The 25,956-nt window shown below is 31.1% G+C and carries 19 protein-coding genes; 6 read left to right on the top strand and 13 right to left on the bottom strand.

Features of this window, described 5'->3' with window-relative positions; all coding sequences use genetic code 11:
• From ABDH49_05250 to sppA, 6 genes are all read right to left on the bottom strand, one after another.
• The coding region (locus tag ABDH49_05250) for a CarD family transcriptional regulator (GenBank protein ID MEN3046369.1) at positions 1 to 1,161 on the bottom strand (1,161 nt) is incomplete at its 3' end.
• A gap of 21 nt (positions 1,162 to 1,182) precedes the next feature.
• Positions 1,183 to 2,268, bottom strand: coding sequence for an ABC transporter permease (locus ABDH49_05255; GenBank protein MEN3046370.1), 1,086 nt, complete (start codon positions 2,266 to 2,268; stop codon positions 1,183 to 1,185).
• A gap of 3 nt (positions 2,269 to 2,271) precedes the next feature.
• Positions 2,272 to 3,348 carry an ABC transporter permease gene (locus ABDH49_05260; GenBank protein MEN3046371.1) on the bottom strand — a complete coding sequence of 359 codons (1,077 nt, stop codon included), beginning with the start codon at positions 3,346 to 3,348 and terminating at the stop codon, positions 2,272 to 2,274.
• Positions 3,326 to 4,921 carry a heme ABC exporter ATP-binding protein CcmA gene (gene ccmA / locus ABDH49_05265; protein MEN3046372.1) on the bottom strand — a complete coding sequence of 532 codons (1,596 nt, stop codon included), beginning with the start codon at positions 4,919 to 4,921 and terminating at the stop codon, positions 3,326 to 3,328. Before ccmA ends, ABDH49_05260 begins: the two co-directional genes overlap by 23 nt.
• Positions 4,922 to 4,932: 11 nt before the next feature.
• A complete protein-coding gene (locus ABDH49_05270) occupies positions 4,933 to 5,781 on the bottom strand; it encodes an efflux RND transporter periplasmic adaptor subunit (protein MEN3046373.1) in 849 nt (282 codons plus the stop codon).
• 14 nt (positions 5,782 to 5,795) lie between these two features.
• Positions 5,796 to 8,072 carry a signal peptide peptidase SppA gene (gene sppA / locus ABDH49_05275; GenBank protein ID MEN3046374.1) on the bottom strand — a complete coding sequence of 759 codons (2,277 nt, stop codon included), beginning with the start codon at positions 8,070 to 8,072 and terminating at the stop codon, positions 5,796 to 5,798.
• Between the two features lie 64 nt (positions 8,073 to 8,136).
• Here sppA and dapA point away from each other — a divergent pair, with 64 nt between their 5' ends.
• Both dapA and ABDH49_05285 read left to right on the top strand, forming a co-directional pair.
• Positions 8,137 to 9,033: a 4-hydroxy-tetrahydrodipicolinate synthase gene (gene dapA, locus ABDH49_05280; GenBank protein MEN3046375.1), complete on the top strand. Its 897-nt coding sequence runs from the start codon at positions 8,137 to 8,139 to the stop codon at positions 9,031 to 9,033.
• Positions 9,034 to 9,048: 15 nt separating this feature from the next.
• Entirely contained in the window at positions 9,049 to 10,248 is a 1,200-nt protein-coding gene (locus ABDH49_05285) for an aminotransferase class I/II-fold pyridoxal phosphate-dependent enzyme (GenBank protein ID MEN3046376.1), read from the top strand.
• 1 nt (position 10,249) lies between these two features.
• On the opposite strand, the gene ABDH49_05290 is transcribed toward ABDH49_05285, so the two are convergent.
• The 3 genes from ABDH49_05290 to ABDH49_05300 are packed head-to-tail and all read right to left on the bottom strand — an operon-like array spanning position 10,250 to position 13,310.
• The gene (locus ABDH49_05290; GenBank protein MEN3046377.1) at positions 10,250 to 11,467 is read right to left on the bottom strand and encodes a zinc-binding dehydrogenase; all 1,218 of its coding nucleotides are present in this window, start codon (positions 11,465 to 11,467) and stop codon (positions 10,250 to 10,252) included.
• 8 nt (positions 11,468 to 11,475) lie between these two features.
• Positions 11,476 to 12,342 (bottom strand): UbiA family prenyltransferase, encoded by an 867-nt coding sequence (locus tag ABDH49_05295; protein ID MEN3046378.1) that lies wholly within the window; start codon positions 12,340 to 12,342, stop codon positions 11,476 to 11,478.
• Positions 12,342 to 13,310 (bottom strand): radical SAM protein, encoded by a 969-nt coding sequence (locus ABDH49_05300; protein ID MEN3046379.1) that lies wholly within the window; start codon positions 13,308 to 13,310, stop codon positions 12,342 to 12,344. Before ABDH49_05300 ends, ABDH49_05295 begins: the two co-directional genes overlap by 1 nt.
• A 57-nt stretch (positions 13,311 to 13,367) precedes the next feature.
• Here ABDH49_05300 and ABDH49_05305 point away from each other — a divergent pair, with 57 nt between their 5' ends.
• Genes ABDH49_05305 through ABDH49_05320 form a run of 4 tightly spaced genes read left to right on the top strand, consistent with a single transcriptional unit; the run spans position 13,368 to position 18,230 of the window.
• Positions 13,368 to 15,350, top strand: a complete 1,983-nt coding sequence (locus tag ABDH49_05305; protein ID MEN3046380.1) for a (Fe-S)-binding protein — start codon at positions 13,368 to 13,370, stop codon at positions 15,348 to 15,350.
• A 26-nt stretch (positions 15,351 to 15,376) separates the two neighbouring features.
• Positions 15,377 to 16,219 (top strand): transketolase, encoded by an 843-nt coding sequence (locus ABDH49_05310; protein MEN3046381.1) that lies wholly within the window; start codon positions 15,377 to 15,379, stop codon positions 16,217 to 16,219.
• Between the two features lie 5 nt (positions 16,220 to 16,224).
• Complete coding sequence (locus ABDH49_05315; protein ID MEN3046382.1) at positions 16,225 to 17,175, top strand: transketolase C-terminal domain-containing protein; 951 nt, start codon at positions 16,225 to 16,227, stop codon at positions 17,173 to 17,175.
• 17 nt (positions 17,176 to 17,192) lie between these two features.
• The gene (locus ABDH49_05320) at positions 17,193 to 18,230 is read left to right on the top strand and encodes a mechanosensitive ion channel domain-containing protein (protein MEN3046383.1); all 1,038 of its coding nucleotides are present in this window, start codon (positions 17,193 to 17,195) and stop codon (positions 18,228 to 18,230) included.
• Here ABDH49_05320 and ABDH49_05325 read toward each other — a convergent pair.
• The 4 genes from ABDH49_05325 to cphA all read right to left on the bottom strand — a co-directional run.
• A complete protein-coding gene (locus ABDH49_05325) occupies positions 18,223 to 20,160 on the bottom strand; it encodes a hypothetical protein (GenBank protein ID MEN3046384.1) in 1,938 nt (645 codons plus the stop codon). The two genes, ABDH49_05320 and ABDH49_05325, sit on opposite strands and share 8 nt — an antisense overlap.
• Positions 20,126 to 22,042 (bottom strand): hypothetical protein, encoded by a 1,917-nt coding sequence (locus ABDH49_05330; protein ID MEN3046385.1) that lies wholly within the window; start codon positions 22,040 to 22,042, stop codon positions 20,126 to 20,128. Before ABDH49_05330 ends, ABDH49_05325 begins: the two co-directional genes overlap by 35 nt.
• A complete protein-coding gene (locus tag ABDH49_05335; protein MEN3046386.1) occupies positions 22,032 to 23,570 on the bottom strand; it encodes a hypothetical protein in 1,539 nt (512 codons plus the stop codon). The genes ABDH49_05330 and ABDH49_05335 overlap by 11 nt, the downstream gene beginning before the upstream one ends.
• Before the next feature lies 1 nt (position 23,571).
• Positions 23,572 to 25,956, bottom strand: a 2,385-nt coding sequence (gene cphA / locus ABDH49_05340) for a cyanophycin synthetase (GenBank protein ID MEN3046387.1), incomplete at its 5' end; no start/stop codon positions are given.

The following is a 25,956-nucleotide window of genomic DNA, read 5'->3' on the forward strand; positions in this document are numbered from 1 at the left end:
GAAACTTAAAATAATTTCGTTCAAGATCTTTTCTTCTTCTTCATCAAGTTTAAAAGATATGCCCTTTAATACTTTTCTTCTCGCTGTCAAATTTAAAAGCTTTTTTGCAAATTCATGAATCTCAATCTTTGCTCTTACAAACTCTTTAACCCACTTATTTGTCGAGAAATCAGTAAATGTTCTTTTACCAAAATACTTTTCAACTTTATAAATTTCCCAAAATGGTATGAAAAGTTTTTGATTATCTTTAAAGATAAGTTCAATATAATCGATCTCTTTTCCCTCAGTTTCTATTCTTTTAATTCCTTTTATTGAGCAGATTCCTTCTTCTTCATGAATAACGGTATCTCCTGGACTTATTTCAAAGAAACATTCTTCTCTAAAGGGCAAAACAAATTTTTTAGATGTTTCTATAGCTGGATAAATCTCTCTTTCAGAAATAACGATCGCGCCTTCCTCAGGTATTATAAAACTTTTTGAAATTTCACCTTTTAAAAACTTTAAATTTTCAATCAATTTCTTAAGATAGCTGTATCTTATACTTTCTTTGGCAACATAAAAAATCTCCATCTCCTGATTTTTTAAGAATTCCACAAACTCTGAGAGTCTCTTAAACTTAGGAAGTGGAATAGTCTTTTTATTTTGAAAATCTTTCTCTTTAATAAAAAAGAAACTTTCTATGTCAACAAAATTGTCAAGGAAATTACTATATTTTTTAGGTATATAAAGATATATATTTTTTAAAGTGTCAATTTTTCGTTGAGAGTAGGGATCAAAGAGCCTTATCTCTTCTATTTGGTCGCCAAAAAATTCAATTCTTATGGGATAATCTTCTTCTTCGAAAAATATGTCAAGTATAAACCCTCTCCTTGCAAGCTCACCCTCAGAGAAGGCTTTCTCATGCTCCTTGTAACCAGAATCTATCAAAATTTCGATTAACCTTTCACGATTGACTCTCACAGAAGGCTTAAGTTCAAAAAAGAGAGTATTTTTAAATTCTTTGCTTTTTAAAACAAAAGGTTCCTTTTGCGGATTCCACAAAAGAATTCTTTCCTTTCCCTTTTTGAAAAATTTATAATCTTCAACATTTTCCGATAAAATTATAGGATATTTACCATTTTCCAAATTTTTTAAAGCATAATATTCCACATATTCAATCATAGTAAATCTATAATTTAGTTTCTATTTTCCTTCAAGTAACTCTTTCGATTTTATAAAAGAAAATGCAAGAACTAAAAAAGAAAGAATTGAGAGTATAAAAAAATTATGAGATAGATCATAAAGGGACGAGCTTTTAAGAAAAATACTCCTCAAAATTATTAAAAAATGTGTAAGAGGATTAAAGTAGGCTATAACTTTGAAAATTAAAGGCATTGATTCCACTGGATAAAAAAAACCTGATAGAATTAACATTGGTAAAACGAAAAATATACATGTTATCATTGCTTGCGCCTGTGTCTCTGAAATAACTGAAGATAAAAGCCCTATGCCCTGAACAAGAAATAAAAATAAAGCTGAACTAAAAAGTAAAAGCAAGACACTCCCTCTAAAAGGAACCTTGAAAAGTGTTGTTGAAAGTAAAACGATAATAAGTAAATCTATAAATCCAATTATTACATAAGGAATCGTCTTCCCCAATATGAATTCAAGGTGAGAAATAGGACTTATACTTAAAAGCTCAATTGTTTCTGTTTCTTTCTCTCTCGCAACAGAGATACTCGTCAATATCATACCAGTCACAAGCAGTACCATAGCTATTACAGCAGGTATCATAAAGTTACTTGATTTTCCCTCAGAATTATAAAGAACAATCACTTTTAAATTACCCTTTATATTACCGAATTTTTCCATAAGATATCTTGAAAAATAGCCAAGAATAATTTGGGTTGTCCAACCCCTTGAACCATCAAGTAAAACCAAGATTTCTGGCTTTTCTAATCTTTTTATCCTTTTCTCAAAATCTCTTTTTATTATTATACCTAAGTCAATTTCTCCCTTAATAAAATCCTCTTCCATTTCTTTAATTTCGCTATAATATTTTTTAAGTTTAAAAAAACCTGATGCACAGAGTGAGTTTATAAAATCTCTTGAAATCTTTTCTCCTGAATAGTCAACTACCCCTGTTCTTACATTTCTCACATCAGTAGATATAACGTAGCCGTAGACAATAAGTTGAATTAAGGGAGCAACAAAAACTATCAACCCTGTTTTTTTATCTCTTAAAACTTGAATAAACTCTTTCTCAATAAAATAAAAAAGCCTTTTCATCTATTATATTTTCTCTTTAATTATTTTTGAGGCCATAAATATTAAAAAAGAAGAAATGAGAGTAAGAATAAGAAGTTCGTCAAGGAGAAAAAAAATTTTAGTTCCCCTTAAAAGAACTCCTCTTAATATTTCAATAAAATACCTGGCTGGTACAAAGTATGACAAAATTTTTAAAACTTGAGGAATATTTTCTAAGGGAAATATAAAACCTGAAAGTAAAAAAGACGGCAAAATTGTCGTTAACCATGTAACAATAAGCGAAATCTGAGACTTTTTAAAATTTGTTGAAATTATAACACCTATTCCAAGACCGGACAAAATATATACAAAGGCTGAAAAATAAAGGAAAATTATATTACCTCTAAAGGGAATGTTAAAAAGAATCTTAGCGGTTAAAAGAGAAAGAGTGAATTGTAAAATTCCTAATAAAATATAGGGAAAAACTTTTCCTAATATTATTTCGTAAGGTTTTAACGGTAATGTTAAAAGCGTCTGAAAAGTTTGCATTTCGTACTCTTTTGTTAAACTTATAGTTATAAGAACTGAGGATAAAACAACAAGAACAATAGCTATTATTCCTGGAACTATATAAATCTCACTTTTCATTTCTTCATTAAAGAGAACTTTATATTTAAAATCTAAGGCACCTTCACCCTCAATTAGAGTTCTTGTAAAATAACCCGAAAGCGTTGAAAACATTGTTGGATCAGTGCCGTCAATTATCACTATAATCTCACCTTTTCCACTCTTTTTTAATTCTTTTGATAAACCCTCTTTAAGAAAAATTTTCGCTTTTATCTTATTTTTTAGAAATTCTTTCTCAGTAAGTTCATACTCATCATAGATCTTCTCAAATACCCCCGTGCAATTTAGTTTATTCTTAATTTCTCTTGATAACCTATTTTGCTTATAATCAACAAAGGAGACCGATATGTTTTTTACGTCAAGCTTTATAGCATATCCAAAAGTTACTACAAGGAATATAGGAACAATAAGGGATAAGATTAATGTTCTTATATCTCTCAAAATGTGAACTGCTTCCTTGATAAAGATTGCCTTATATTTCAAGAATCTTTGCATAAAAAATTTCCTCAAGATCTGGCTCACTTTCTTTTGTAAGATCTATTTCAATACCAAGTGAAATAGCCTTTTTTAGGGTCTCTTCTATTTTTTTTAATTTTCTTGAAAAAATTTTAAAACCCTCTCTAGTTCGTGTATACATAATTTCATTTTCCTTCTCAATAAATTTTTCAAAAAATAGGGGATCCTTTACTTTTATTTCATAAATTTTATAATCTTCCATAAATTTTTTCTTAAGATTTAAAGGGCTATCTAAAGCTTTACATTTACCTTTATCAATAAGTAAAACTCTATCACAAAGTTCAGCTTCGTCCATATAGTGGGTAGTAACAATAAGAGTATGACCTTTTTCTCTGAGATTCTCCAAAATTTTAAAAAAATCGCTTCTTGTCTTTGCGTCCATTCCGGATGTGGGTTCATCAAGAAACAAAATAGGAGGTAAGTTTAAAAGTACCGTGGCAAGCGATAGCTTTTGTTTAACACCTAAGGGAAGTTCGCCTGCTACCTGATTTCTCCATTTTTCTAAATCAAAAAATCTAATAAGTTCTTCAATTTTATTCTTATCATCTTTAACTTCATAAAGTCCAGCATAGAACTTAAGATTTTCATATAAGGTTAAATCTTGATAAAGCGTAAACTTTTGAGAAAGATAACCTATATTTTTTCTTATTTTTCTTACGTTTTCACTTTTTAATTCTTCTCCCATTATCTTAATTTTTCCCTCTGTTGGTTTTATAAGTCCAAGGAGCATTTTCAAAGTAGTTGTCTTACCAGCACCGTTTGGCCCCAAAAGACCAAATATTTCACCTTTTTTGATATCAAAACTTAAGTTTTTTACTGCATAAAAGTCTCCAAATTTTTTCGAAATATTTTCTACATTAATTAATGTTTCTTTTTCTTCTTTTTTTAAAATTTCTGCTTTTTTCATGCAAATTTCTTCTTTGTAGGGGACTAAAAAACCGTCCCTAATTGTAAAAGCCTTCTCTGCCCTATTTGTTTCAAGGACATAGGGAGTCGTTATGATTATAGAGATCCCCTGTGCAGAAAGTCTATAAAAGAGGATCCAAAGTCTTTGTCTTGAAACTGGATCTATTCCTCTTGTAGGCTCATCTAAAAGTAAAAGTTTCGGTTTTGAGATTAATATGGATGCCAGAGAAAGTTTTTTTTGCATACCACCAGAAAGTTCTCTTGCCAGTTTCTCCTCTGCAACTTTTAATTCCGTTATATTAAGAACTTCCTCAACTATTTTTTTATCCTTTATTTCTAAAACTTCACCAAAAAAATTTAAAGTTTCTTTTACTTTCAAGTCAGGGTATAGTGAAAAGATTTCAGATGAGTACCCTATTTTATCTTTTAGTTTGTCTCTCTCTTTTATTAAATCTTTATCTAAAAATGTTATTTTTCCGTAGTCTGGTTTTAAAAGTCCGGCTATAATTTTTAAAAGTGTTGTTTTACCTGAGCCGTCAGGCCCTGTTATTACAACTATTTCACCTTCCTCTACTTCTAGGTTTATTCCCTTTAATACCTCCTTTTCCCCAAAAAATTTTTTTATGTTTTCTAATTTTAATATCACATGTTTTTTACTCATCTATAGAAAACTGAGACTGTCATTCCAGGCTTTAAAATGTTATCTTTGTTTATAACTTTTACTTTAAATCTAAAAAAAAGTAGCTCCTTCTCCTCAGGAGTTAAAATATTTCGAGGAGTAAACTCTGCCTCATCTTTAATCCAAACCACTTTTCCCTCAAATTCAATCTTTTCACCTATATGAGGTCTAATTTTAACACTTTTAAGTAGTTTAATATGTTTTAATTCTTTTTGAGGCAAAAAGGCATACACATAAAGAGTATCTAAATTTGCGATTACAAAAAGAGGGGTATAGGGTTTTGTTAATTCTCCAACTTCTATATTTTTTTCAATAACTACTCCACTTATCGGAGATTTAATTTCTGTCTCTTCCTCAAAAATCTTTATTTTTTCAAGGTTTTCCTTTAGTGCTTCTATGTTTTCATCAATGGACCTCAATTTGTAACTGAGTGATTGATATCTACTCTTTAATCTTTCATAATCTCTTTCTGGAAAAGCCCCTTCCCTTTTTAAGCTTTCGAGCCTCTCTAATTCTTCTCTCAAGTTTTTTATTTCTTCTTCAACAGCTTTTCTTTCATAATGTAAACTTAATAATTTTTTTTCTGTTTCCCTCTTTGTTATTAATATTTCCCTTTTATCTATTTCAAGTAAAATTTCGTTTTCCTTAACAAAATCACCTTCATCCTTATAGATTTTTATAACTTTACCTATATATTTTGTTGAAATCTCAACTTCTTTAGCCTCTACAGTTCCCGTAGTAAAATTTCGCTTTTCTTTTGGATAAATCATGTAAAAGGTGAAGACTATAAATATAAAAAGAGCTGCCAAAAGAAGCTTTTTTGTCAATTTAAAACCCTCTTTTATTTTAGTCTTACGTCATTGTAGTAAATATAACTCTCTTCCTGAAGCAAGCTAAGCGGATTTTTAAATGTTATACTTGGCTTAAAGAACGTTCTAAACAAATCTACCCTAGGATACATAATTACCTTAAAGTCTTTTTTAATTCCTGAGAGCTTTTTTGCTATTTCAATCGCTTCAAGAATTCCTCCTACTTCATCAACAAGCTTTAAATCCTTTGCATCGTACCCAGACCATATTCTACCTTTACCTATTGAATCCACGTAAACTTCCTTTAAGTTTCTTGAGGAAGCCACCCTTTTAATAAAAATCTTGTAACCCCAATTTAATTCTTCCTTTAAACCCTTTATTTCTTCCTCGCTAAACTCTCTAAAGATTGAGAAGGCATCTGAGTGTTTTAGTGCTTTTACCCTATCGACGGTTATTCCAATTTTCTCAAACATTTTATCAACTGAAATTTTTCCGCCAAGTATCCCTATTGAGCCTGTAAGTGTAGTATAGTTTGCAACAATATAATCTGCTGGAGATGAGATGTAATATCCACCTGAGGCTGCATATTGTCCCATTGAGACCACTACTTTCTTTTTTTCCTTCAATTTCCTTAATGAGTTCCATATTATGTCTGAGGCAAGGGCAGAACCACCAGGAGAGTTAACTCTTATAACAACTGCCTTTATACCCTTATCTTTTTCTATTTCTTCCAACATTTGCTGAACTGTTTTTGAACCAAGCATTTTTCCACCAATTAAAGGCAAGGGATTTTCTCCACTTTCACCTTCAACAATTGCCCCCTCTAAGGATAAAATTGCTATTTTCGGTCTTGTGTCAACAAATTCTCTTTTTAAAAACTTCCTTTCATCCCATCTTTTATAAGAAACTTTCTTAATTTTTTTCTTTGAAAACCACTTTTTCGCAATATCTATAACTTCATTCTCATAAGCCACAGTATCAATAAGTTTTTCTTTTAAGGCTTCATCAGAATTAAAGAAAACCTCCATTTCCATCAATTTTAAAAGAGTATCTTTAGAAATATTCCTAGAACTACTTATATCTTCTGCTTCTTTATCTAAAATTCTTTTTAAAAATAAAGAAATCTGAACACTATCTTCTTTGCTCATATCTTCTCTTGTGAAAGGTTCAACAGCAGACTTATATTCGGCAATTCTTTCAAACTGTGCTTTTATCCCCACTTTGTCAAAGAGTCTTTTAAAATAGAGTTTTTCAGCATAGGGACCATTAAGTATTATATAGCCCTCTTTAGGAATAACAACTTTGTCACAAGCGCTTGCAATGTAATAGTTATCTTCACTAAAGCTTTCTCCATAAGAAACTGTAATTTTTTTCTCAGAAATCTTTTTTATAATTTTTCTAAGCTCCTCTGCTTGAGCTCTTGAAAAGTAAGGATTTTCAAAATAAATTATTACCCCTTCTATTTCATCATCTTTAAGAATTCTTTCAAAACCACTTATTAGATCATAAAAGGATTCCCTAATTTTAAATGATAAAAATCCAGCAGGTTTTCTCTCTTCTGGATAAAAATCCTTTAATCTGACTTCAATCCATTTGTTTTTTACCTTAAAGAATTTAGGGTATATTTCCCTAGACGCTATTATACCTAAACTCATCTCCTTTTCATCTCTGTCCACTAAGTACGATAGAATTCCATTTCCAAATGAGAATTCAACTCCAAACATATATCTTGTGTTATCTTTATAAAATCCCTTACAAGTTTCAACATTAAAATTAAAAAGAATCCCCTCTATAGGTTCTATAGACGCCAAAAAATTATAGAAATCTAACGTATCTTTTTTAAATCTTAAATCTACTGATAAAGTAACTCTATCTGTTAAGGGTTTAAGGGCAAAACCGAGAACGTCTTCTCTATAACCCTTATGAAGAACGCTTTTTAACCCAATAGAAAAATTAGAAAATGGTCTTACCATTAGTCCAAGTGTGTAAAATCTTGATGTATCACCGAAAGTGTACGATATTCCAGTTGATACTTTCTCTCCAAAGGGAATTCCGGAAGCTATTTTATAAATATTCCTATCTTTTCCTGAATAAAGATAAAAACCACTATTAAAAAAGCTTAAACTTAGAAGGTGATACATATTTTCTTTACTCTTACCGAAATTATTTTGATGTTTTAAGTTATAGAAAATTTCAAAACCCTGCTGAAAGGCAAGTCCTGCAGGATTGTTAATTACCCCCTTACTTCTAACTGAAAGAGAAGGTGAAAATTGGTAAAAAAAGTAAGAAATTAAGATTAATTTAAACATAACCCAACGTTCCTATTGAAAAAGGATTTGAACCCTTTAGCTATGCTCTCATAAAATATGTATTATGAATAATAAATTAAGCGGGGAGATATGTGCAATTGTCACGCCCTTTAAAGAGGGGAAGATCGATTTTAAGGCATTTGAGAGATTAATTGACTTGCACTTAAAAAGTGGCACAGATGGTATTCTTGTACTTGGCACAACTGGAGAAGCCCCCACTGTCGATAGTGAAGAAAGAAAAGAAATTTTCAGCTTCTTTAAAGAGAAAGTCAAAAACAAAATAAATTTGATAGCAGGTGTAGGAACAAACGACGGGAAAAAAACTTTAAAATACGCTGAAATAGCACTTGACTTTGGAATTGATTATCATCTTGTAGTGATTCCCTATTACAATAGGCCTACTCAAAATAACCTCATAGATTACTTTCTCTATTTAGCAAAAAATTCTGAAGGTAAGATAATAATATATAATGTGCCAGGGAGAACTGGAACTAACATATTACCAGAAACAATTTTAAAAATTTACGAGAAGATTCCAGATAGAATCGTTGGGATAAAAGAGGCTTCTAAAAATTTAGACCAGATGATGGAAATTTCAAAATTGCTTAAAGGAAAAATATCCTTACTTTCAGGTGATGACTCATGGACCTTTCCACTTTTATCTTTAGGCTACGATGGAGTAGTCTCTGTCTATTCAAATATAAATCCTGGCTTTTTAAAAAAGATGATCGAACTGTTTAAAAATGGAGAAGTGGAGAAGGCAAGAGATATGCATTATGAAGCTTTACCTTTAATGAACCTACTCTTTATCGAGACTAATCCATTACCTGTAAAAACACTTCTTGCCCATCTTGGATGGATCGAAGAAGAATTTAGGTTCCCTCTTGGTAAGATGAGCGAACAAAATAAAAAGAAATTAATCGAATTTGCTCAAAATTATAATTTACCAAAACCTACTTAAAAAAGTTTCTACAAGATGGATATTTTTGAAAAGTGTAGAAATTTATCGCCAACGAACCCCCTTTACGAAGCAAAACTAGCTATTGAAAGGGGAGTTTATCCCTTTTTTATTCCTCTTGAAAATAATGAGGGGACAGAGGCGATATATAATGGGCGCAGGATCTTGATGTTCGGCTCAAATAACTACTTAGGTCTTACAACAGATAAAAGAGTAAGAGAAGCTGCTATCGAAGCTATAAAAAAATACGGAACAAGTGTAACGGGCTCAAGATTTATGAATGGTACTTTAAAGCTTCATATCGAATTAGAAGAAAAACTTGCTGAATTCTTAAGAAAAGAAAAATGTATTGTATTTTCAACTGGATATCAAACAAACGTAGGAACCATATCAGCCCTTGTAGGTAGGGAAGATTATGCGATTGTTGATAAGGAGGATCATGCCTCAATAATTGACGGTTGTAAAATGTCCTTTGGTAAAATGGAAAGATTTAAACACAACGATGTGGAGGACTTAGAAATAGTATTACAAAAATTACCGGAGAATAAAGGGAAATTGGTTATTGTTGATGGGGTTTATTCAATGAGTGGGGAAATAGCCCCATTGCCAGAAATAGTTAAGATATGTAAAAAGTATAATGCAAGACTTATGGTAGATGATGCCCATGCTATAGGAGTGCTTGGTGAATGTGGGAGGGGGACTGCTAATCACTTTAAATTGGAAGATAGTGTTGACTTAATTATGGGTACTTTTAGTAAATCCTTCGCAAGTTTAGGGGGGTTTATTGCGGGCCAAAAGGACGTCATATTTTACATTCAGCACGTTGCAAGATCTTTCATATTTAGCGCAGCTATATCTCCCCCGAATCTTGCCAGTGCCCTAAAGGCTCTTGAAATAATGCAAAAAGAACCTGAAAGAATTGAAAATTTAAGAAAAATATCAGAAAAGTGGAGAAACGGTCTAAAATCTTTGGGCTTCGATGTGGGCAAATCACAGACTCCAATAGTACCTGTTTACATAAGAGATAGATGGAAAACAGTTTACATGTGGAAGGAGCTACTTGAAGAAGGAATATACGTAAATCCAGTCGTACCTCCAGGTGTCCCTCCAACTGAATCCTTGCTCAGAACAAGTTGTATGGCTACACACACTGATGAACACATTGAAAGAGGACTTGAAATATTTAAAAAAGTTGGTAAAAGACTTAATATAATTTAGATTACTTAAAATAGAAAGCAGACTTTATTAATTTACTTTTCTTTTTGTTTAAGTTTGTTTCAAAAGCTTTCCCATAATCTTTTAAACTAAACTTGTGAGTTAAGAGATCTTTTAAATTTATCTTCTTCTCTTTAATAAGATTGATTGCAATTTCATAACATCTTTTCCTTTCTCCCAAAAAATTTTCTGTGCTTGAGGAATTTGTTCCAACGAGTTTAATTTCCCTAAACCATAATAAAGACATATCCATAAAACTCAAAACACCAGAGGTTCCCACTAGTACAACTTTTCCTCCAGGCTTTGTCCATCCAAGAGAACTTTCTATCATGTCTTTACTTCCCGTACATTCGAAAATTAAGTCAAAACCAGAGTTCAGAAACTTTTTTCCTAATATAGGTTTTAAAATCTTAGAATCAGTTATTTCGGCAAATCTTTCTAAATAATTTTCTCTAAGATAAATAACCTCTGCGTATTCTTTTATCCTTTCAGCTTGAAAGTCATATTTACAGAGAGCAAAAACTTTTGCATTACTCTTTAGTGCTTTTAAGGCGATTGCAACACTAATTCCAATAATTCCAGCTCCGATTATTAAAACTTTCTCATTATCGTTAGGGAAATTTCTTAAGACGGGATGAAGGGCAGAGCAAAAAGAATCAATCAAAATTGCCTCTTCGTCAGAGATATCATCATCAAGCTTAAAAGTTTGAAACTCGTGGGCAATAAAGTATTCTCCCCAAGAACCACCTGTTGCCAAACAGGCTCCAATTATTACTCCTTCACTTAACTTTCCCTTCTCTGCAAAATTTAAACATCTTGAATATTCTTCCTTTTTACAATTTTCGCATAAATTAACTATTTCTTTTGCTTTACAAGAAAGAACTGGATCAACTATAACTCTATCTCCCTTTGCAAACCCCTCTACATCATTAGATAACTCCCATATAACCCCCACGTTTTCATGGCCTATCACAAAGGGAGAAGACGAATAGGGTGATAAAAGTGGTGAATCTTTTAAAGTTATAAGATTTATATCACTTCCACAAATTCCCCCATAAGTTGTTTTTATTTTTAAGAATTTCCCGGGAGGTAATTTAGGTTCCTCAATATCAACGTATCTTACACAGGAAAAAATGCTCCAATAAAAGGATCTATTAAGTTTACCTAAGATTTTAGTAAGAACGTAGCGCGGAATACTCTCCTTAAAAACTATTGCCTTCATTTATGAAACTAAAATAAATAGTGAGGATTAAAAAGTATTATTACTATTGACAGGGTAAGGTAGAAAAAGTATATAAGGAAAAGGGGAGTTTCTTCAAATTTTTTTCTTAGAGACAAAACTAAACTTAAGGATCCTAAGATTGATGATAAAAGATAAAAGACCGGTTTAGATAAAATTATTGCAACAAGTAAATAGGTAATAAGTAAGGAAATACCAGCAAAAAGAGGAGCCTTTTTTTCTCCAGCCAGAACTGCTAAGGTCTTTATGTTTTGAATTTTATCACCTTCAAGGTCAAGAACATCTCTAAAATTCATAGCAAATGGGAAAGCTAGCAGAAACACTAGGTATAGCTTTACTGGAAAATTCTTTAAATAGTATTTTTCTTCAATAACAGAAAAACCATATAGGACAGTAAACAAAGCTGCAAGTGAAAGTATTATGATTGAAACAGGATATACTCTTTTTAATCTTATGGGAGGAAAACTGTAAATCACCTGAAGAAAATGTAAAACTAAAAGATTTACAAAAGAGTAAATGTTAATTAAAATTGAGAAAAATAATGATATAAACATAAACAGAAGACCATAGCGGAAATAGCTCTTTTTTTCAACCAAATTCAAAGTAAGAGGCGTTCTTTTAGAATTTCTTCTATCACCCTCAAAGTCGTAAATATCGTTAAATACAAGAGAGGAATAAAATGCAAGAATTATAGCTAAAATTGAAAGAAAAAAGCTAAAGAAGTCTATTTGAACTATAGGAATTTTTTCTCTAATAAGAGCAAGAGTATAACCCCCAACACATAAAAGAAAGTAGTGAATCTGCAGATTAATCCTTTCTTTATAAAAGTAAGTTTTTATTATTTTAAAAAGAACCATTAGAGATTTAAAAAGTATTTCCCGTTTTCTATGCTCCTTTTATCTAATCTTTTAAGACCTATTTCTCTTGCGTACTCTACTACTTCCCAAAATTCTCTTAGCTTTGGTCTTCTTGAAATTTCTGGATAGTTTTTTGCCTTATACTCCGGTCTATATTGAGCCATTATATTTATAAAAGTATTTTCAGAAATTTCATCCCTAATCCACTTTAAGATTTTCTTACTTTCTTCAACAAGATTGGGCATAACAAGGTGTCTCAATAAGATTCCCCTTTTTGCAATACCATACTCATCAAGAACAAGATCTCCCACCTGTTTGTGCATAGTTTTTATCGATCTTCTTGCAACTTCTGGATAATCAGGAGCTAAAGAGTATTTTCTTGCGCTCTCTTTTTCCCAAAATTTAAAATCTGGCATGTAAATATCTACTATTCCTTCCATTAGCTCCAGAGACTCCTCTGAATCATAGGAACTTGTGTTATAAACTATTGGAACATTTAAACCCATTTCTATTGCAAAAGGTATTGCTTCCATTATTTGGGAGACAACATGTTCAGGTGTAACAAAATTTATATTGTGGCAGCCCTGCTCTTGAAGGTAAATCATAATTTTTGCGAGTTCTTTTGGTTTTACCTCATAGCCTCTCACATTTTGTGATATATCCCAGTTTTGGCAGAAAACACACTTTAAATTACAACCTGAAAAGAATATTGTTCCAGAACCATTTACGCCCCTTAAAACGTCCTCTTCTCCAAAGTGTGCAAATGCTGATGATACTACAGCGTATCTTCCTATTTTACAGACACCTTTTTCGTTATCTAATCTTTTTACTTTACATCTTCGTGGGCAAACTCGACAAGGCTTTTCAAGAAGGGAAAGTGCCTTTTCTACTTTCTCCTTTAACTTTCCCTCTTCTTTTAATCTTAAATAACAAGGCTCAAAATCTTTTGACCTTATCAAAAACTTCATAGTCTATTATACACCTTTTTATTAGAATTATTCTCTTTTCCTGTGTTAAAATCAATCATGAAGTTTTCATTTCTTGAACGAATCCTTTTTCTACTAATTTTTATAATTTCATTCATCTTTTTTATAAGGTCCTGTTTTATAAGATATAGTATTGTGCTAAAAGGTGAGAAAAAGCCAAAAATAAGACTTTTAGACGGCCTTTCAAGAGTTTTAGCCTATGTTTTCACTCAGTTTACTGTTATAAGGCAAAGACCTCTACCTGGTATTTTTCATTTTTTTGTTTTTTGGGGATTTTTTGTGTTTCTACTTTCAACAATCGATATGATTTTTCACATATACGGCCTTCCATCCTTTATTGAAATAAACTATCTTACCTTTTATCGCTTTCTCCTTGATCTCTTTGCTCTTTTTGTCATTATAAGCGTCATTGGCTTTTTTATAAGAAGATTTTTATTAAAACCTGAAGCCATAATAAAACCAAAACCCGAAAATGAAGTTATTCTTTACGGAAAGGCTCAAAAAAGTCCTCAACTTGAATCTTTTTTAATTCTGAGTCTAATTTTTCTGCTAATGATAACATATCTTCTTGAATCTTCATCTGCCACAAAGTTAGGTGAAAGGACAGAACAAGGTAGGTGGTTCTCACTCCTTTTTTTAAACCTTGTGCCTGCAAATATTACTTTCTGGAAATTTAGCTACTTTTTACACCTTTTACTTGTTCTTATCTTTCTTAATTTAATTCCCCACTCAAAACACTTTCATATTATAAACGGTATAATAAATGTATTCCTCTATGATTTAAAATCCTATTCTTACATTGACAAAATTGATTTTAGTAGAGAGGATACTAAGTTTGGATTTATTAAAATTAGTGATATTAATTTTAGTGAAAGATTAGACGCCTTTTCATGTGTTGAATGTGGTAGGTGTCAAGATGTTTGTCCTGCCTATTTATCTGGATCTTCTCTTTCACCAAAATATTTAGTAATTAACACAAGAGAGCTTCTACTAAAGGTAGGTTTAAAAAAGAAAGGGGAGATTTCTGAAAGAATTAAGGTTAACGTTATATCAGATGAAGCACTGTGGGCTTGTACAACCTGTGGAGCCTGTATGGAAGCTTGTCCGTTAGATATAAAGCACATACCTTATATAATCAATCTAAGAAGAGGAGAAGTTTTATCAGAAGGTAAATTCCCAACTGAACTTTCCTTTTTTTTCAAAAATATGGAACAAAAGCAAAATCCATGGGGTTTTTGGAAAGAAGATAGAGTAAAATGGATGGAGGGATTACCTATTAAAAAAGCTTCTGAAAAGAAAAGTTTTGAGTATCTTTACTTTGTTGGATGTGCCTCAAGTTTTGATGAAAGGCTCAAAAATATTGCAAGAAGTGTAGTAAAAATTTTGAATGATTTAAATGTTGATTATGCTGTTTTAGGTGAAGAGGAAATATGTAATGGGGATCCTGCAAGGAGAGCTGGAAACGAATACTTATTTCAGATTATCGCTGAAACAAACGTAGAAATTTTTAACAAGTATCAGTTTGATAAAATAATTGTTCACTGTCCCCATTGCTACAATGTTTTTAAGAATGAATATCCTGATTTTGGCTTTAAAAAAGAGGTAATTCACGTCACTGAATTTTTATATGAACAAATTAAAAACAGAAAATTGAATTTAGAGAAAGAGAATAAAATATTTACTTTTCACGATCCTTGTTATCTTACAAGACATAATAAGATTTATAAGGAGCCTAGAAATTTGATAAATTCTATAGGAAAATTAAGGGAGCCTAAAAATAGGGGATCTTTTTCTTTCTGCTGTGGTGCTGGCGGTGCGAGAATGTGGATGGAAACCAAAAAGGGTAAAAAAGTAAATATAGTAAGAATGAAGGAGTTAATGGATCTTAATGTTAAAGATATTTTAGTCTCTTGTCCTTTCTGTTTAAGAATGTTAGAGGATGCTAAAAAAGACTTAGGAGCCGATGATTTCCAGATTATGGATATAACAGAATTAGTAGCTTCAGATCTTTTGCATATTTAAATCTTCTTGATCTTAAAATAATAACTATGGAATTAGCATTAAAAGAACTTTTGACAGAAAAAGCTTTAGCAGTGCGAAGAAAGATTATAAAGATGCTTTATAAAGCTGGAAGTGGCCATCCTGCAGGCTCTCTTTCTCTAGTAGAAATTCTTGTAACTCTTTATTTTGGAGACATTTTAAGATATAGAGAAGATGATCCCTTTTGGCCCGATAGAGATAGGTTAATACTTTCTAAAGGGCACGGTGTTCCCTCTCTATACTCTGTCTGGTCAGAGATAGGTTGGATCCCTGAGTATATGCTTTGGACTCTAAGAAAATTAAACTCACCTTTACAAGGTCATCCTGATAGAAGAAAGTTACCCCTTCTTGAAATTTCATCAGGTTCACTTGGTCAAGGTTTATCTGTCGGTATAGGTATGGCACTAGCTGGGAAGATTGACAAGAAAGACTATAGGGTTTATGTAATAATGGGTGACGGTGAGATGGAGGAGGGCCAGGTTTGGGAAGCCGCTATGTTTGCTGGATTTCATAAATTAAATAACTTAACAGCTATAGTTGATTATAATAAATTTCAACTGGATGGACCCGTAAGAGAGATTTTAGATATAGAACCCTTAGCTGATAAGTGGAAAAGTTTTGGCTGGGAAGTTTTTGAGGTTGATGGTCACTCCTTTGAGGAACTAAAAGATGTTTTTGATAGGATTAAAGAGAATAATTTTATAAAGCCACAGTGTATAATAGCACACACTGTGAAAGGAAAGGGGGTTTCTTTTATGGAAAATAATAACGAATTTCATGGAAGAGCACCAACCAAAGCAGAGGCTTTAAAGGCTTTAGAAGAGCTTGGAGAAATATATCCAGATATCTGAATTTTATGATGAGAGAATTTAAATTAGGAAAGCCTACAAGAGCTGCATACGGAGAAACTCTTGTCGAAATAGGCGAAGAAATAGAAGAAATTGTTGTCCTTGATGCTGATCTTTCAAAATCGACTCACACATACCTTTTTGCTAAAAAATTTCCAAATAGGTTTTATAATTTTGGGATAGCTGAGGCAAATATGGTAAGTGCTGCAGCGGGACTGGCAAGGTGTGGTAAAATTCCTTTCTGTTCGTCCTTTGCCTGCTTTATGATAAATAAAGCCTACGAACAAATTAAAATTTCTGTTGCAGGTAGTGGTCTTAACGTTAAATTCGTTTCCTCTCACGGAGGAATTTCAGTAGGTGAAGATGGTTTTACCCAGCAAAGCGTCGAAGATATTGCTCTCATGTGTACCTTTCCTGGTTTTACAGTTGTTGCACCCTGTGATGAAGTTTACACAAGATGGTTAATAAAAGAAGTAGCTAAAAGAGAGGGACCATGCTATGTAAGAACTCAAAGACCAAGCGCTCCTATTATTTACGAAAATAAACCTGAATTTAAATGGGGAAAATACATTAAGCTTGAGGAGGGAGAAGATGTAGCGATTTTTAGCTATGGTTTAACTGTTGCGGAAGCATTAAAAGCTCACGATCTTCTAAAAAAAGAGGGCATAAAAGCTTCAGTTTACGATGCTCCCTTTATTAAACCTTTAGATGAAGAGACAATAATAAACGTGGCGAAAAGTGTAAGAAAAATTGTAGTGGTGGAGGAACATTTAAAGGATGGTGGGCTTGGTTCAAGAATAGCGACCTTTTTAGCCGAGAACTTTCCTGTTCCTATGAAAATTTTGGCTATAGAAGATACATACGGTGAATCAGGTAAACCTGAAGAGCTTTTCGAAAAGTTTGGAATCTCCTATAGGAGAATATTTAAAGAAGTTCTAAAGTTTATAAAAAGTTCTTAAATTTTACAAATCTGCCGATGAAATTTTATATCTTAATCTCAATCCTTTCACTACTTGGCTTAGTATTGATTTTCTTTTTTTTAAGAAAATTAATTCTGAAAACTCTCGATAAAATAGAAAAATGTGTACCTCCTGAACTTTGTGCTCCACTAAAAAGAATTCTGAAAAGATGGATTTTAATTTTTTTAATTCTTATCGTACTTATTGTGTTACACTTTATTATAGCCTTTTCAAAGCTAAAAACAGAGATCTCTAATTTCTTACACAAGCTTCTAGTTTCTCTTTATATACTTTTTGGTACGATTGCTTTTATGGACTTTGCTTCAATATTTCTGAAAATTTATACAAGAAAAATAAAAGAAGCTTTACCTTCAGTTTCAATTCTTGAGAATATAGTTAAAATATCCATCCTTATAGTAGGGTTACTTATACTTCTTCATTTTTGGGGTATATCGATTTTACCCATAGTTACGGCATTAGGTATAGGTGGAATTGCGGTTGCTCTTGCTCTTCAAGATACACTCTCAAATCTCTTTGCTGGCTTTCACATAATTATTTCTAAACATATAAGACAGGGTGATTATGTTAGACTCGCATCGGGTGAAGAGGGGTATGTTTTAGATATTAACTGGCGAAACACCGTGATAAAAAGCCTGCAAAATAACCTGATTATTGTTCCAAACTCAAAGATTTCTTCTACTATTGTTACTAACTTTCACTTGCCCGAAAAAGATCTTTTTTTGACTATTCCTGTAAGCGTTAGCTTTGATAGTGATCTAAATAGGGTTGAAAAATTAACAGTAGAAGTGGCAAAGGAAGTTCTGAGGGAGTTTTATAAAAAAGACGAAAATTTTGAGATTTTTATAAGATATAACTCTTTCGGTGAATATGGAATCAATTTTAACATATTTGTGAAAATAAAAGAGTTCTCTCATCAATTTTTAATAAGACATGAGATAATTAAAAGACTCAATGAGAGATACAAGGAAGAAAAAATTATTATACCCTATCCGATCAGAAAAATTTATATTGAGGAAAGAGAAAAAATCAGTTAATAATTCTAAATATTTCTATTTCGTCACATTCAAATATTTTTTCGAAAAAGTTTTTATTTTCTATAAGATCTAGGGTATATCTACTTGCTTTTTTCCTAAATTCTTTAGTAACGACGATCAAGAGAAAATTTTCTTTTTTAAGTCCAACAATGTCAAGAGAGTCTAACCATTTTTTGTATTTAGTTGTATCGCTTAAAGGTAATATAATTTTGAGATATCTATTATATCGTGATGAACCTTCAACACAGAAACCCGAAAAGATCATGAATCCGTCTTTTTCTTTTTCAAATATTTTTATTTTTTCTCTTTTATCTGAAAAATTCTTTCTTATAAAATTAATTGCTTCAATTTGACAGTCTGAAAGTTTAAATTTCCATTCACCCGTAGCTGCATAGCTATAAAACCTTATATTTAGGATTGATTCAAGAAAAATTAAAAATGACAAGGCTACTAAAAAGACGAGAGAGAGAGTTCTATTTTTTATTTCTTTTATTTTTTCAAAAGTAAGATAAATAAAGGGGGTACCAAAAAGTCCAATTAGGCTTGCATAGCGATGTGTAAAGGGTGTTTCCCCATAGCTTAAAATGTGTGGAAATATAGCTCCAGTTAAGCTGAAAACAAATAAAACCAAATCACTATCAACAAATTTTGATTTTTTTAGATAAAAATAAAAACCTAAAAAGAGGACAAAAGTTACAAAAAAGTATTCAAAGAAAACAAGAGATGGAGAGTGCAAAAGTGTTTGAGCAAATAAACGTACTCTAATTCCTGGAATTGCTGAGGATAGCTTGATTGAGTTATAAATATAGTCGTTAAGAATTAAAAGTACAAGCATCGTAAGAAAAGAGTAGAAAATTACTTTTCTGTATTCTTTTTTTATAAATATTATAAAAAGTGGCAAAGTAACAATAGGAAAATATGCAAAGTTGCAAAAGGATAAGAAACCAAGAATTGTTCCTATTACTAGTCCTCTGTATATGCAGAAGTTGCCTTTCTGATTGAAAAGAATGAAGAATATCAAAAGTAAAGAGGGTAAACCAACAAAAGTTGGTGTATGAAATAGATAGTAAAATATCGAATAACTCGGGGTAAGAGTCGAATATGTATATTTTCCGTACAAAAACATCTCTACTATATTTTCTAATCTATTATTTTTGAGAAAGTGAAGTAGTGTATGCAACCATCTTGAAGAGGATAAAAGAATAGAAAAGAGAAAAATGTATAGGGGAGATCCTATATGTGAAGTAAATTTTGAAAAAAATTTATAAAGAAGTATTACGAAGGGGAAAAAGTGAATTGTTGCAAAAATTAAGGAACTTTCCCATGCTTCAAGTCCTGTAAAAAAAGAGTATCCCGCTAATAGGACATCTGAATAAAAGTGATAAAATATTTTTTTAAATTGGAAAAGAGGGAAGGTGTAAATATCACCCCCGTTTATAATATGATAAGCATAAGAATAGTGTAATATCTCATCTCTGATAGAACTCATTTCAAAAAGGATATAAGCAAAAAGAACAAAAAGAAGAGAAATAATCAAGAAGAAAAATTTGTTAGAAATTTTTAATTCAATTTTTTTTAAAAAAAATTCGGTTATGTTTGTGATAGAAAATATTAAAAATGCTGAGATACTCGATAGTAAAATAAAAATGTAGTTTGAGATTGAAAGAGAAAGGAAAAATTTTGAAATAAAAAAAGAGACAATAAGCACATAAATAGAATAACCAAAAGTATAGGAAAACAGGAAAATTGTGAGTGCGTCTTCACCTTTTAATAAGGGGTAAATAAGTGAAAAACCTTTAAAAAACAAAAATAAGGGAAATAGTATAAAATTGATTTGATTTTTAAAAAAAATCAGAGAAAAAGCAGAAAATAAAAGAAGCGATAAAACTAACTTTTTAATTTTCTCTAAGTTTATATATGCGGATATCATCACACTCAAAAATTTTTTCAAACAAATTCTTGTTTTCTATAAGACTTAAAGTATATTGACTTGCCTTCTTTATAAAATCATCGGTAACTACTATGAGAGAAAACCCATTTTTTCTGAATTCATCTATATTTAGTGAATCTAAAAATCTTTTATGCAAAATTGTATCTTTGTAAGGAGTTATAATTTTTAGATAAGAATTATAAACCCATGATCCCTCAGTAAAAAAGCCTGAATAAATCATAAAGGGATCAGAGTCTCTTTCAAATATTTTAATTTTTTCTCTATCTTTACTAAATTTTTCCCTCACAAAACTTATGGCCTTTTTTTCACAACTTGTCAAAGAGAATTTCCAATCTCTTTTTACAGCGTAGGTGTAGAATTTAATTTCTAATAAGAATCCGAAAAAGATAAACAGAGAAATGAATACAAAAAGCAAAATAGAGATTTTTCTGTTTTTTAATTCAAAAATTTTTCTTAAAACTAAATAAATAAAGGGGGGCCCAAACAAACTTATTAGTTGAATATATCTCATTAAAAAGGGGGTGTCCCCATAACTAAATAAATGAATAATTAAAACTCCAAGTAGTGGAAGAATTAACAAAAATATATCAATTTCTAAAATTTTTTTTCTTTTTATGAAAAAATAAATACCAACAAAAAGTATAGCAGTGATAAAAAAGTATTCAAAAAATACCAAGGAAGGAGAATGGACAAGAGTATGCGCTAATGGACGAAATCTAATCCTTGGAAGAGCTGAAGATAGTGTTATTAGATTAAATATGTAATTGTTAAAAATTAAGAAGATAAGCGCCGTTAAAAATGAACAAAATAAAGCTTTTCTATATTCTCTTTTTATTAAGAAAGTAACAAATAGGGGAATCGTTATTATTGGGAAAAAGGCAAAGCTACAGAAAGATAAAAATGAAAGAGTTATACCTATAATTATCCCCTTGTAAAAGTCATTAACAGTTCTATTAAAAAGAATAAAAAATATTAAAAGTAACGACGGTAAACCAACAAATGTTGGTGAATGAAAAGAGAAGTAAAAGATAGAATATTTGGGTGTTACACCAGAATATACGTATTTTCCATATTTAAAAATTTCTATTATTCCATTTATATCGCCTATTTTTATAAAGTGAAGAATTGAATGAATCCATCTTGAAGAAGCTAAAAATGTTGCTACTAAAAATATTAAAAGGGGTAAGCCAAAATGAGAGGTAAATTTTTTATAAAATTTGTAAAGAAGAATTATAGTGGGAAAAAAATGAATAATTGCAAAAATTATTGCACTTTCCCATGCCTCTTTTGAAGAAAAAAAAGAGTAACAGGAAAGTAAAATATCTGAATAAACTTGATAAAATATAGGTTCATTCCAAAAAAGTGGATAAGTAAAAATGTTACCACCATTTATAACGCTATAAACATAAGAATAATGAAGATATGAGTCTCTAATTGAATTCATTTCTAAGAGAAAATATAAAAACAAGCAGAAAAGTAATGAGATAACCAAGAAAATTCCAACATTTTCCCTTTGTATAACAATTTTCTTCCATAGTGGCCTTTTAAAATCAGAAAAAATGATGGACAAAAGTACTATAAAAGCTGATAACAAAAGGAAAGTATAATTAGCTATCTTAAACTTAAGCGATAGTTTAGTTATAAAAATTGAAACAAAAAGTACATAGAAACTGTATCCAAATGTAAAAGATAAAAGTAAAGTTGTCAAAAGATCTTCAGACTCAAGTATAAAATGCAAAAGCACGAAACCTAAAACAAAAAGCAAAAGGGGAAAAGTTATAAAATTCCAAAGCCCTTTTGTGAAAATTAAAATTAAAACAAGAGTGATATAACCTAAAAAGAGTAAAAATTTAAGCCTCATTTTTCAATTTATAGATTTCAATTATTTCCCCAACCTTCAATTTTATAACCCTTATTTTATTATAGTTTTTGATAACATAGTCAAATATTTTATCTTTACTCCAATCTTTTGGGTAAACCAAATTTATCTTCTGTATTATATACTCTATTCTCTTTTCTTTTATATCTTTTATAATTCTCTCTTGAATTTCTATTGGAAAATTTGGCTCTATAAAGTCTCTGTAGACTGGGATTTCCACCTTAAAGAGAAAATAAAAAATTGCTCCATTATCTAAGAAAAAGACTTTTTTATCCTTTACTTCCTCATCTAAAAATTTTTTAAGCTCTAAATACCCTTTTTTTTCACCTTCTTCTACAAAAACTTTAGCTCGCTCTAAATTAAGAAAACTTTTTTTTGTTGTAAAAACGTAATGAATGTGTGTTAGAGCCCTTAGTATTAAATATAAAAATAAAAAATTCACAAAAACTCTAAGAGAATTTTTTATAATTAAATTCTCAACAGCAGGGATTTTTTTAACGAGTTTAAAAAAAAGCACATAGCTAAATGGCAAAAAACTAAAACATCTAAGGACATCAGGACCTTGTATTAACATCGAAAGATACTGAAAAACGCTAGTTAATAATAAAACTATAATCTTTTTTTCTCTCTCCAAAAAAAGAGGAGTTAAAATAAAAGTAAATATTGGCATAAAAAAGTTAAAAAAAGTTATAAAAATTTTCCAAAATTTTTTTATGTCTAAAATAAAAATAGAAAGAAATGTTGATTTTATGATATTTAAATAATTAAACCAGTCATTGTTATAACTCCATTGTGACTGTGTATAACTTCCGGTTAAAACAATTAGATGGAAGTTTTTTATGTAATCATCCAAAACTCCCTGAAAAAAAAGTAATGTGCTCCAAAAAAGAGTAACCAATAAAACTCCTAATAGGTATAGTATAGTGTCTTTGTAGCTTTTTAGAAAAAAGTAAAGAAATATAGAAGTACTTATAGCTAAAAAAAGACCATAATTTTGCATGTTGAAAATGTTTAAACCTGTAAATACTCCTGAGAGAAAGAGATTAAGGCTTTTTCCATTTTTTATATAATTGATTAGGAAAAATATTGAAAAAACATTCAAAAAGGAAGTGTACCATCTTAGAGATGGAATAATTAACTTAAGAGTAATTAAATTCAAAACAAAGAAAAATATCATTATTTTTGAGTTTCTACTACTTAAAAACTCTTTGGAAATCTGAAAAAGAAGAAGAATCTCAATTGATATTAAAAAAGACGTGAATATTCTCACAGTTAGAAGATTTTGAGGAAAAAACTTTAAGATGGGGTAATTTATATAAAAGGAAAAGGGACCCCAAAACTCAAAAAGTTCTTCATAGATTTTACCACCCTTTAACATAAATAAAACAGCATTCAGCGGGATACCTTCATCATCCGTAATGTCTGAAAAAAGAGAAAATAAAGAAATTGTTAAAAATACAGGAATAAAAATTAAAAAATTTACTAGTAATTCTCTTTGCTTAAAGTTCACTTTATATAGGCAATTCCACTTTTCTCTTTTTGATGATACTATAGGCTTTTTCTGGGTTTTCTACAATGATTAAAAATAAAGCCTCCTTACCATCTGCAATTTCCATAACAAACTGAATCGCCTCTTCCTCGTTTTTCTTTATAAAAATCCTCTCCATAGGTATTCCATTTTTTAAGAGAACTCTTTTAAAAATTTCCGGAACCTCTAAGGGCTTTCTCCCCCTTAAATCCTCATCATCCCTTAATATATAAAAATCAGCCCTCCCCTTTGATGCAATATCTGCCATCTTTTCAATATATATATCCTTTCTATCACCAGGAGCCGCTAAAACACATATTTTTAATTCAGATGGAAGAAGATTAAAAAGAGAAAAGATATTTTCGTAAGCTGCTGGATTATGAGCATAATCTAAGATAATTTTCCACTTTCCTATTGAAATAAAGTTCGCTCTTCCTGGATTTTCATTAAAATCAGGATAAAATCTTCTAAGTCCTTCAGCTATTGTCTCTATCGAAACTCCAGATAGAAACGTTATAAGAGTTGAAGCAAGAGCATTTTCAATATTAAATTTAGCCTTACCCCCAAAAGAACTAGGCATATCAATAACATCAATCACAGGAATCCTTAAATCTCCCTTTACAATATATATTGTTCCATTTTGTAACAAAGTGCCTATTCCACCTCTATCACAATGTTCTCTAAAAAAGTCATTTTCTTCTATACAGAAAAAAGCCTTCCTTGCCTTAGTCCTATCTTGAAGACTTCTAACTAATTTATCACAGGCATTTAATACCGCAAAACCATTTTCCATAACAGTTTCTATAACAACTGACTTTACCTCTGCCATCTCCTCAACTGTTTCAATTCCCCTTAAACCAAGGTGATCTTCAGAAACGTTCAAAATTGCTCCAATATTTGCCTTATCGTAACCTAGGCCCTCTCTTAATATCCCCCCTCTTGCGGTCTCAAAAACTGCCACCTCAACCGATGGGTCTTTTAGGATTAATCGTGCACTCCAGGGGCCAGTCATGTCACCCTTTACAATTAAGTCATTCCCTATATATATACCCTCCGTCGTTGTAAAACCGACTCTTTTACCTGATAGCTTTAAAATTTGAGCAACCATCCTTACAGTTGTAGTCTTTCCATTTGTTCCTGTGATTGATATAATAGGGATTCTTGCCTCCTTTCCTGGAGGGAAAAGCATATCTAAAACATAAGAACTAACATTTCTTGGTTTTCCCTTCGAAGGATATACGTGCATTCTAAATCCAGGTGCAGCGTTTACCTCTACAACTTTTCCGTTGGTTTCAAAGAGTGGTTTTGTTATATCTTCACTTATAAAATCAATTCCTGCAATATCAAGCCCTATTATTCTTGCAACTCTTTCTGCTAAATTTAAATTTGTGGGATGAGCAATATCCGTTACATCCTCTGCCTCTCCCCCAGTTGACAAATTTGCCGATGTTTTAAGATATAAAATTTCACCTTTGGGCAAAACTGAGTCAAGTGTTAACTTTTTCTTCTTCAATATTTCCATTGTCATCTCATCAATTTTAATTTTTGTTAGCGGCTTTTCATGACCTATACCTCTTCTTTCGTCTTTATTAACTTCATCAATTAGCTCCCTAATTGTTCTTTTTCCATCACCTATCACATGAGCAGGTGTCCTTTGGGCACAGGCTACTGCTTTTCCATTTATTACTAAAATCCTATAATCTTTTCCACTTACAAGCTCCTCTATAATTATTTCATTTGAATATTTTTTTGCATATTTAAAGGCCTTTTTAAGTTCCCTTAAATTATTTACACCTACCGTAACGCCCTTTCCATGATTTCCATTTACAGGTTTCACAACACAGGGAAAACCAATTTCCTTTACCTTTTCCTTTGCTTCTTCAAAGGATCTTACAACAAGACCCTTTGGTGTGGGTATTCCACAGTCCCTTAGGATTTTCCTTGTAATTTCTTTATCACAGGCAATTTCAACTGCTATATTGGAAGTGTATTCAGTTGTTGTTGCCCATATTCTCTTTGAATTTTTTCCGTAACCAAGCTGCACTAAATTACCCTCGTCCCATAATCTAATGACTGGAATCCCTCTTTTTATTGCTTCATCTACAATTGCCTGTGTTGAAGGTCCAAGTGCCCACTTCTCTCTTATTTCAAGTAGTTCATTTATGTAAGGACTTATATCCGGAATTTCTCCATCGATTAACTTTTCGGTTATCTCTATTGCAAACTCTCCAGCCTTTTTTCCGGCCTCTTCAACAACATAGGAGTAAACAACTGTATAAACGCCCTTTTTCTTATACTCTCTCGTTTTACCAAATGTTGTTTCCATCTTAGCTAAGCATTGTAATTCAAGTGCTATATGCTCAACTAC

Source organism: Candidatus Hydrothermales bacterium (assembly GCA_039630235.1).
Classification (GTDB): domain Bacteria; phylum Hydrothermota; class Hydrothermia; order Hydrothermales; family JAJRUZ01; genus JBCNVI01.

Bases quoted from the DNA above. Each gene is read 5' to 3' on its own strand.
- dapA (MEN3046375.1), top strand. From the start codon at position 8,137: ATGAATAATAAATTAAGCGGGGAGATATGTGCAATTGTCACGCCCTTT.
- ABDH49_05320 (MEN3046383.1), top strand. From the start codon at position 17,193: ATGAAATTTTATATCTTAATCTCAATCCTTTCACTACTTGGCTTAGTA.
- ABDH49_05285 (MEN3046376.1), top strand. From the start codon at position 9,049: ATGGATATTTTTGAAAAGTGTAGAAATTTATCGCCAACGAACCCCCTT.
- ABDH49_05330 (MEN3046385.1), bottom strand. From the start codon at position 22,042: ATGAGGCTTAAATTTTTACTCTTTTTAGGTTATATCACTCTTGTTTTA.
- ABDH49_05255 (MEN3046370.1), bottom strand. From the start codon at position 2,268: ATGAAAAGGCTTTTTTATTTTATTGAGAAAGAGTTTATTCAAGTTTTA.
- ABDH49_05325 (MEN3046384.1), bottom strand. From the start codon at position 20,160: ATGATATCCGCATATATAAACTTAGAGAAAATTAAAAAGTTAGTTTTA.
- ABDH49_05290 (MEN3046377.1), bottom strand. From the start codon at position 11,467: ATGAAGGCAATAGTTTTTAAGGAGAGTATTCCGCGCTACGTTCTTACT.
- ABDH49_05315 (MEN3046382.1), top strand. From the start codon at position 16,225: ATGATGAGAGAATTTAAATTAGGAAAGCCTACAAGAGCTGCATACGGA.
- ABDH49_05300 (MEN3046379.1), bottom strand. From the start codon at position 13,310: ATGAAGTTTTTGATAAGGTCAAAAGATTTTGAGCCTTGTTATTTAAGA.
- ABDH49_05310 (MEN3046381.1), top strand. From the start codon at position 15,377: ATGGAATTAGCATTAAAAGAACTTTTGACAGAAAAAGCTTTAGCAGTG.
- ABDH49_05260 (MEN3046371.1), bottom strand. From the start codon at position 3,348: ATGCAAAGATTCTTGAAATATAAGGCAATCTTTATCAAGGAAGCAGTT.
- sppA (MEN3046374.1), bottom strand. From the start codon at position 8,072: ATGTTTAAATTAATCTTAATTTCTTACTTTTTTTACCAATTTTCACCT.
- ABDH49_05305 (MEN3046380.1), top strand. From the start codon at position 13,368: ATGAAGTTTTCATTTCTTGAACGAATCCTTTTTCTACTAATTTTTATA.
- ABDH49_05295 (MEN3046378.1), bottom strand. From the start codon at position 12,342: ATGGTTCTTTTTAAAATAATAAAAACTTACTTTTATAAAGAAAGGATT.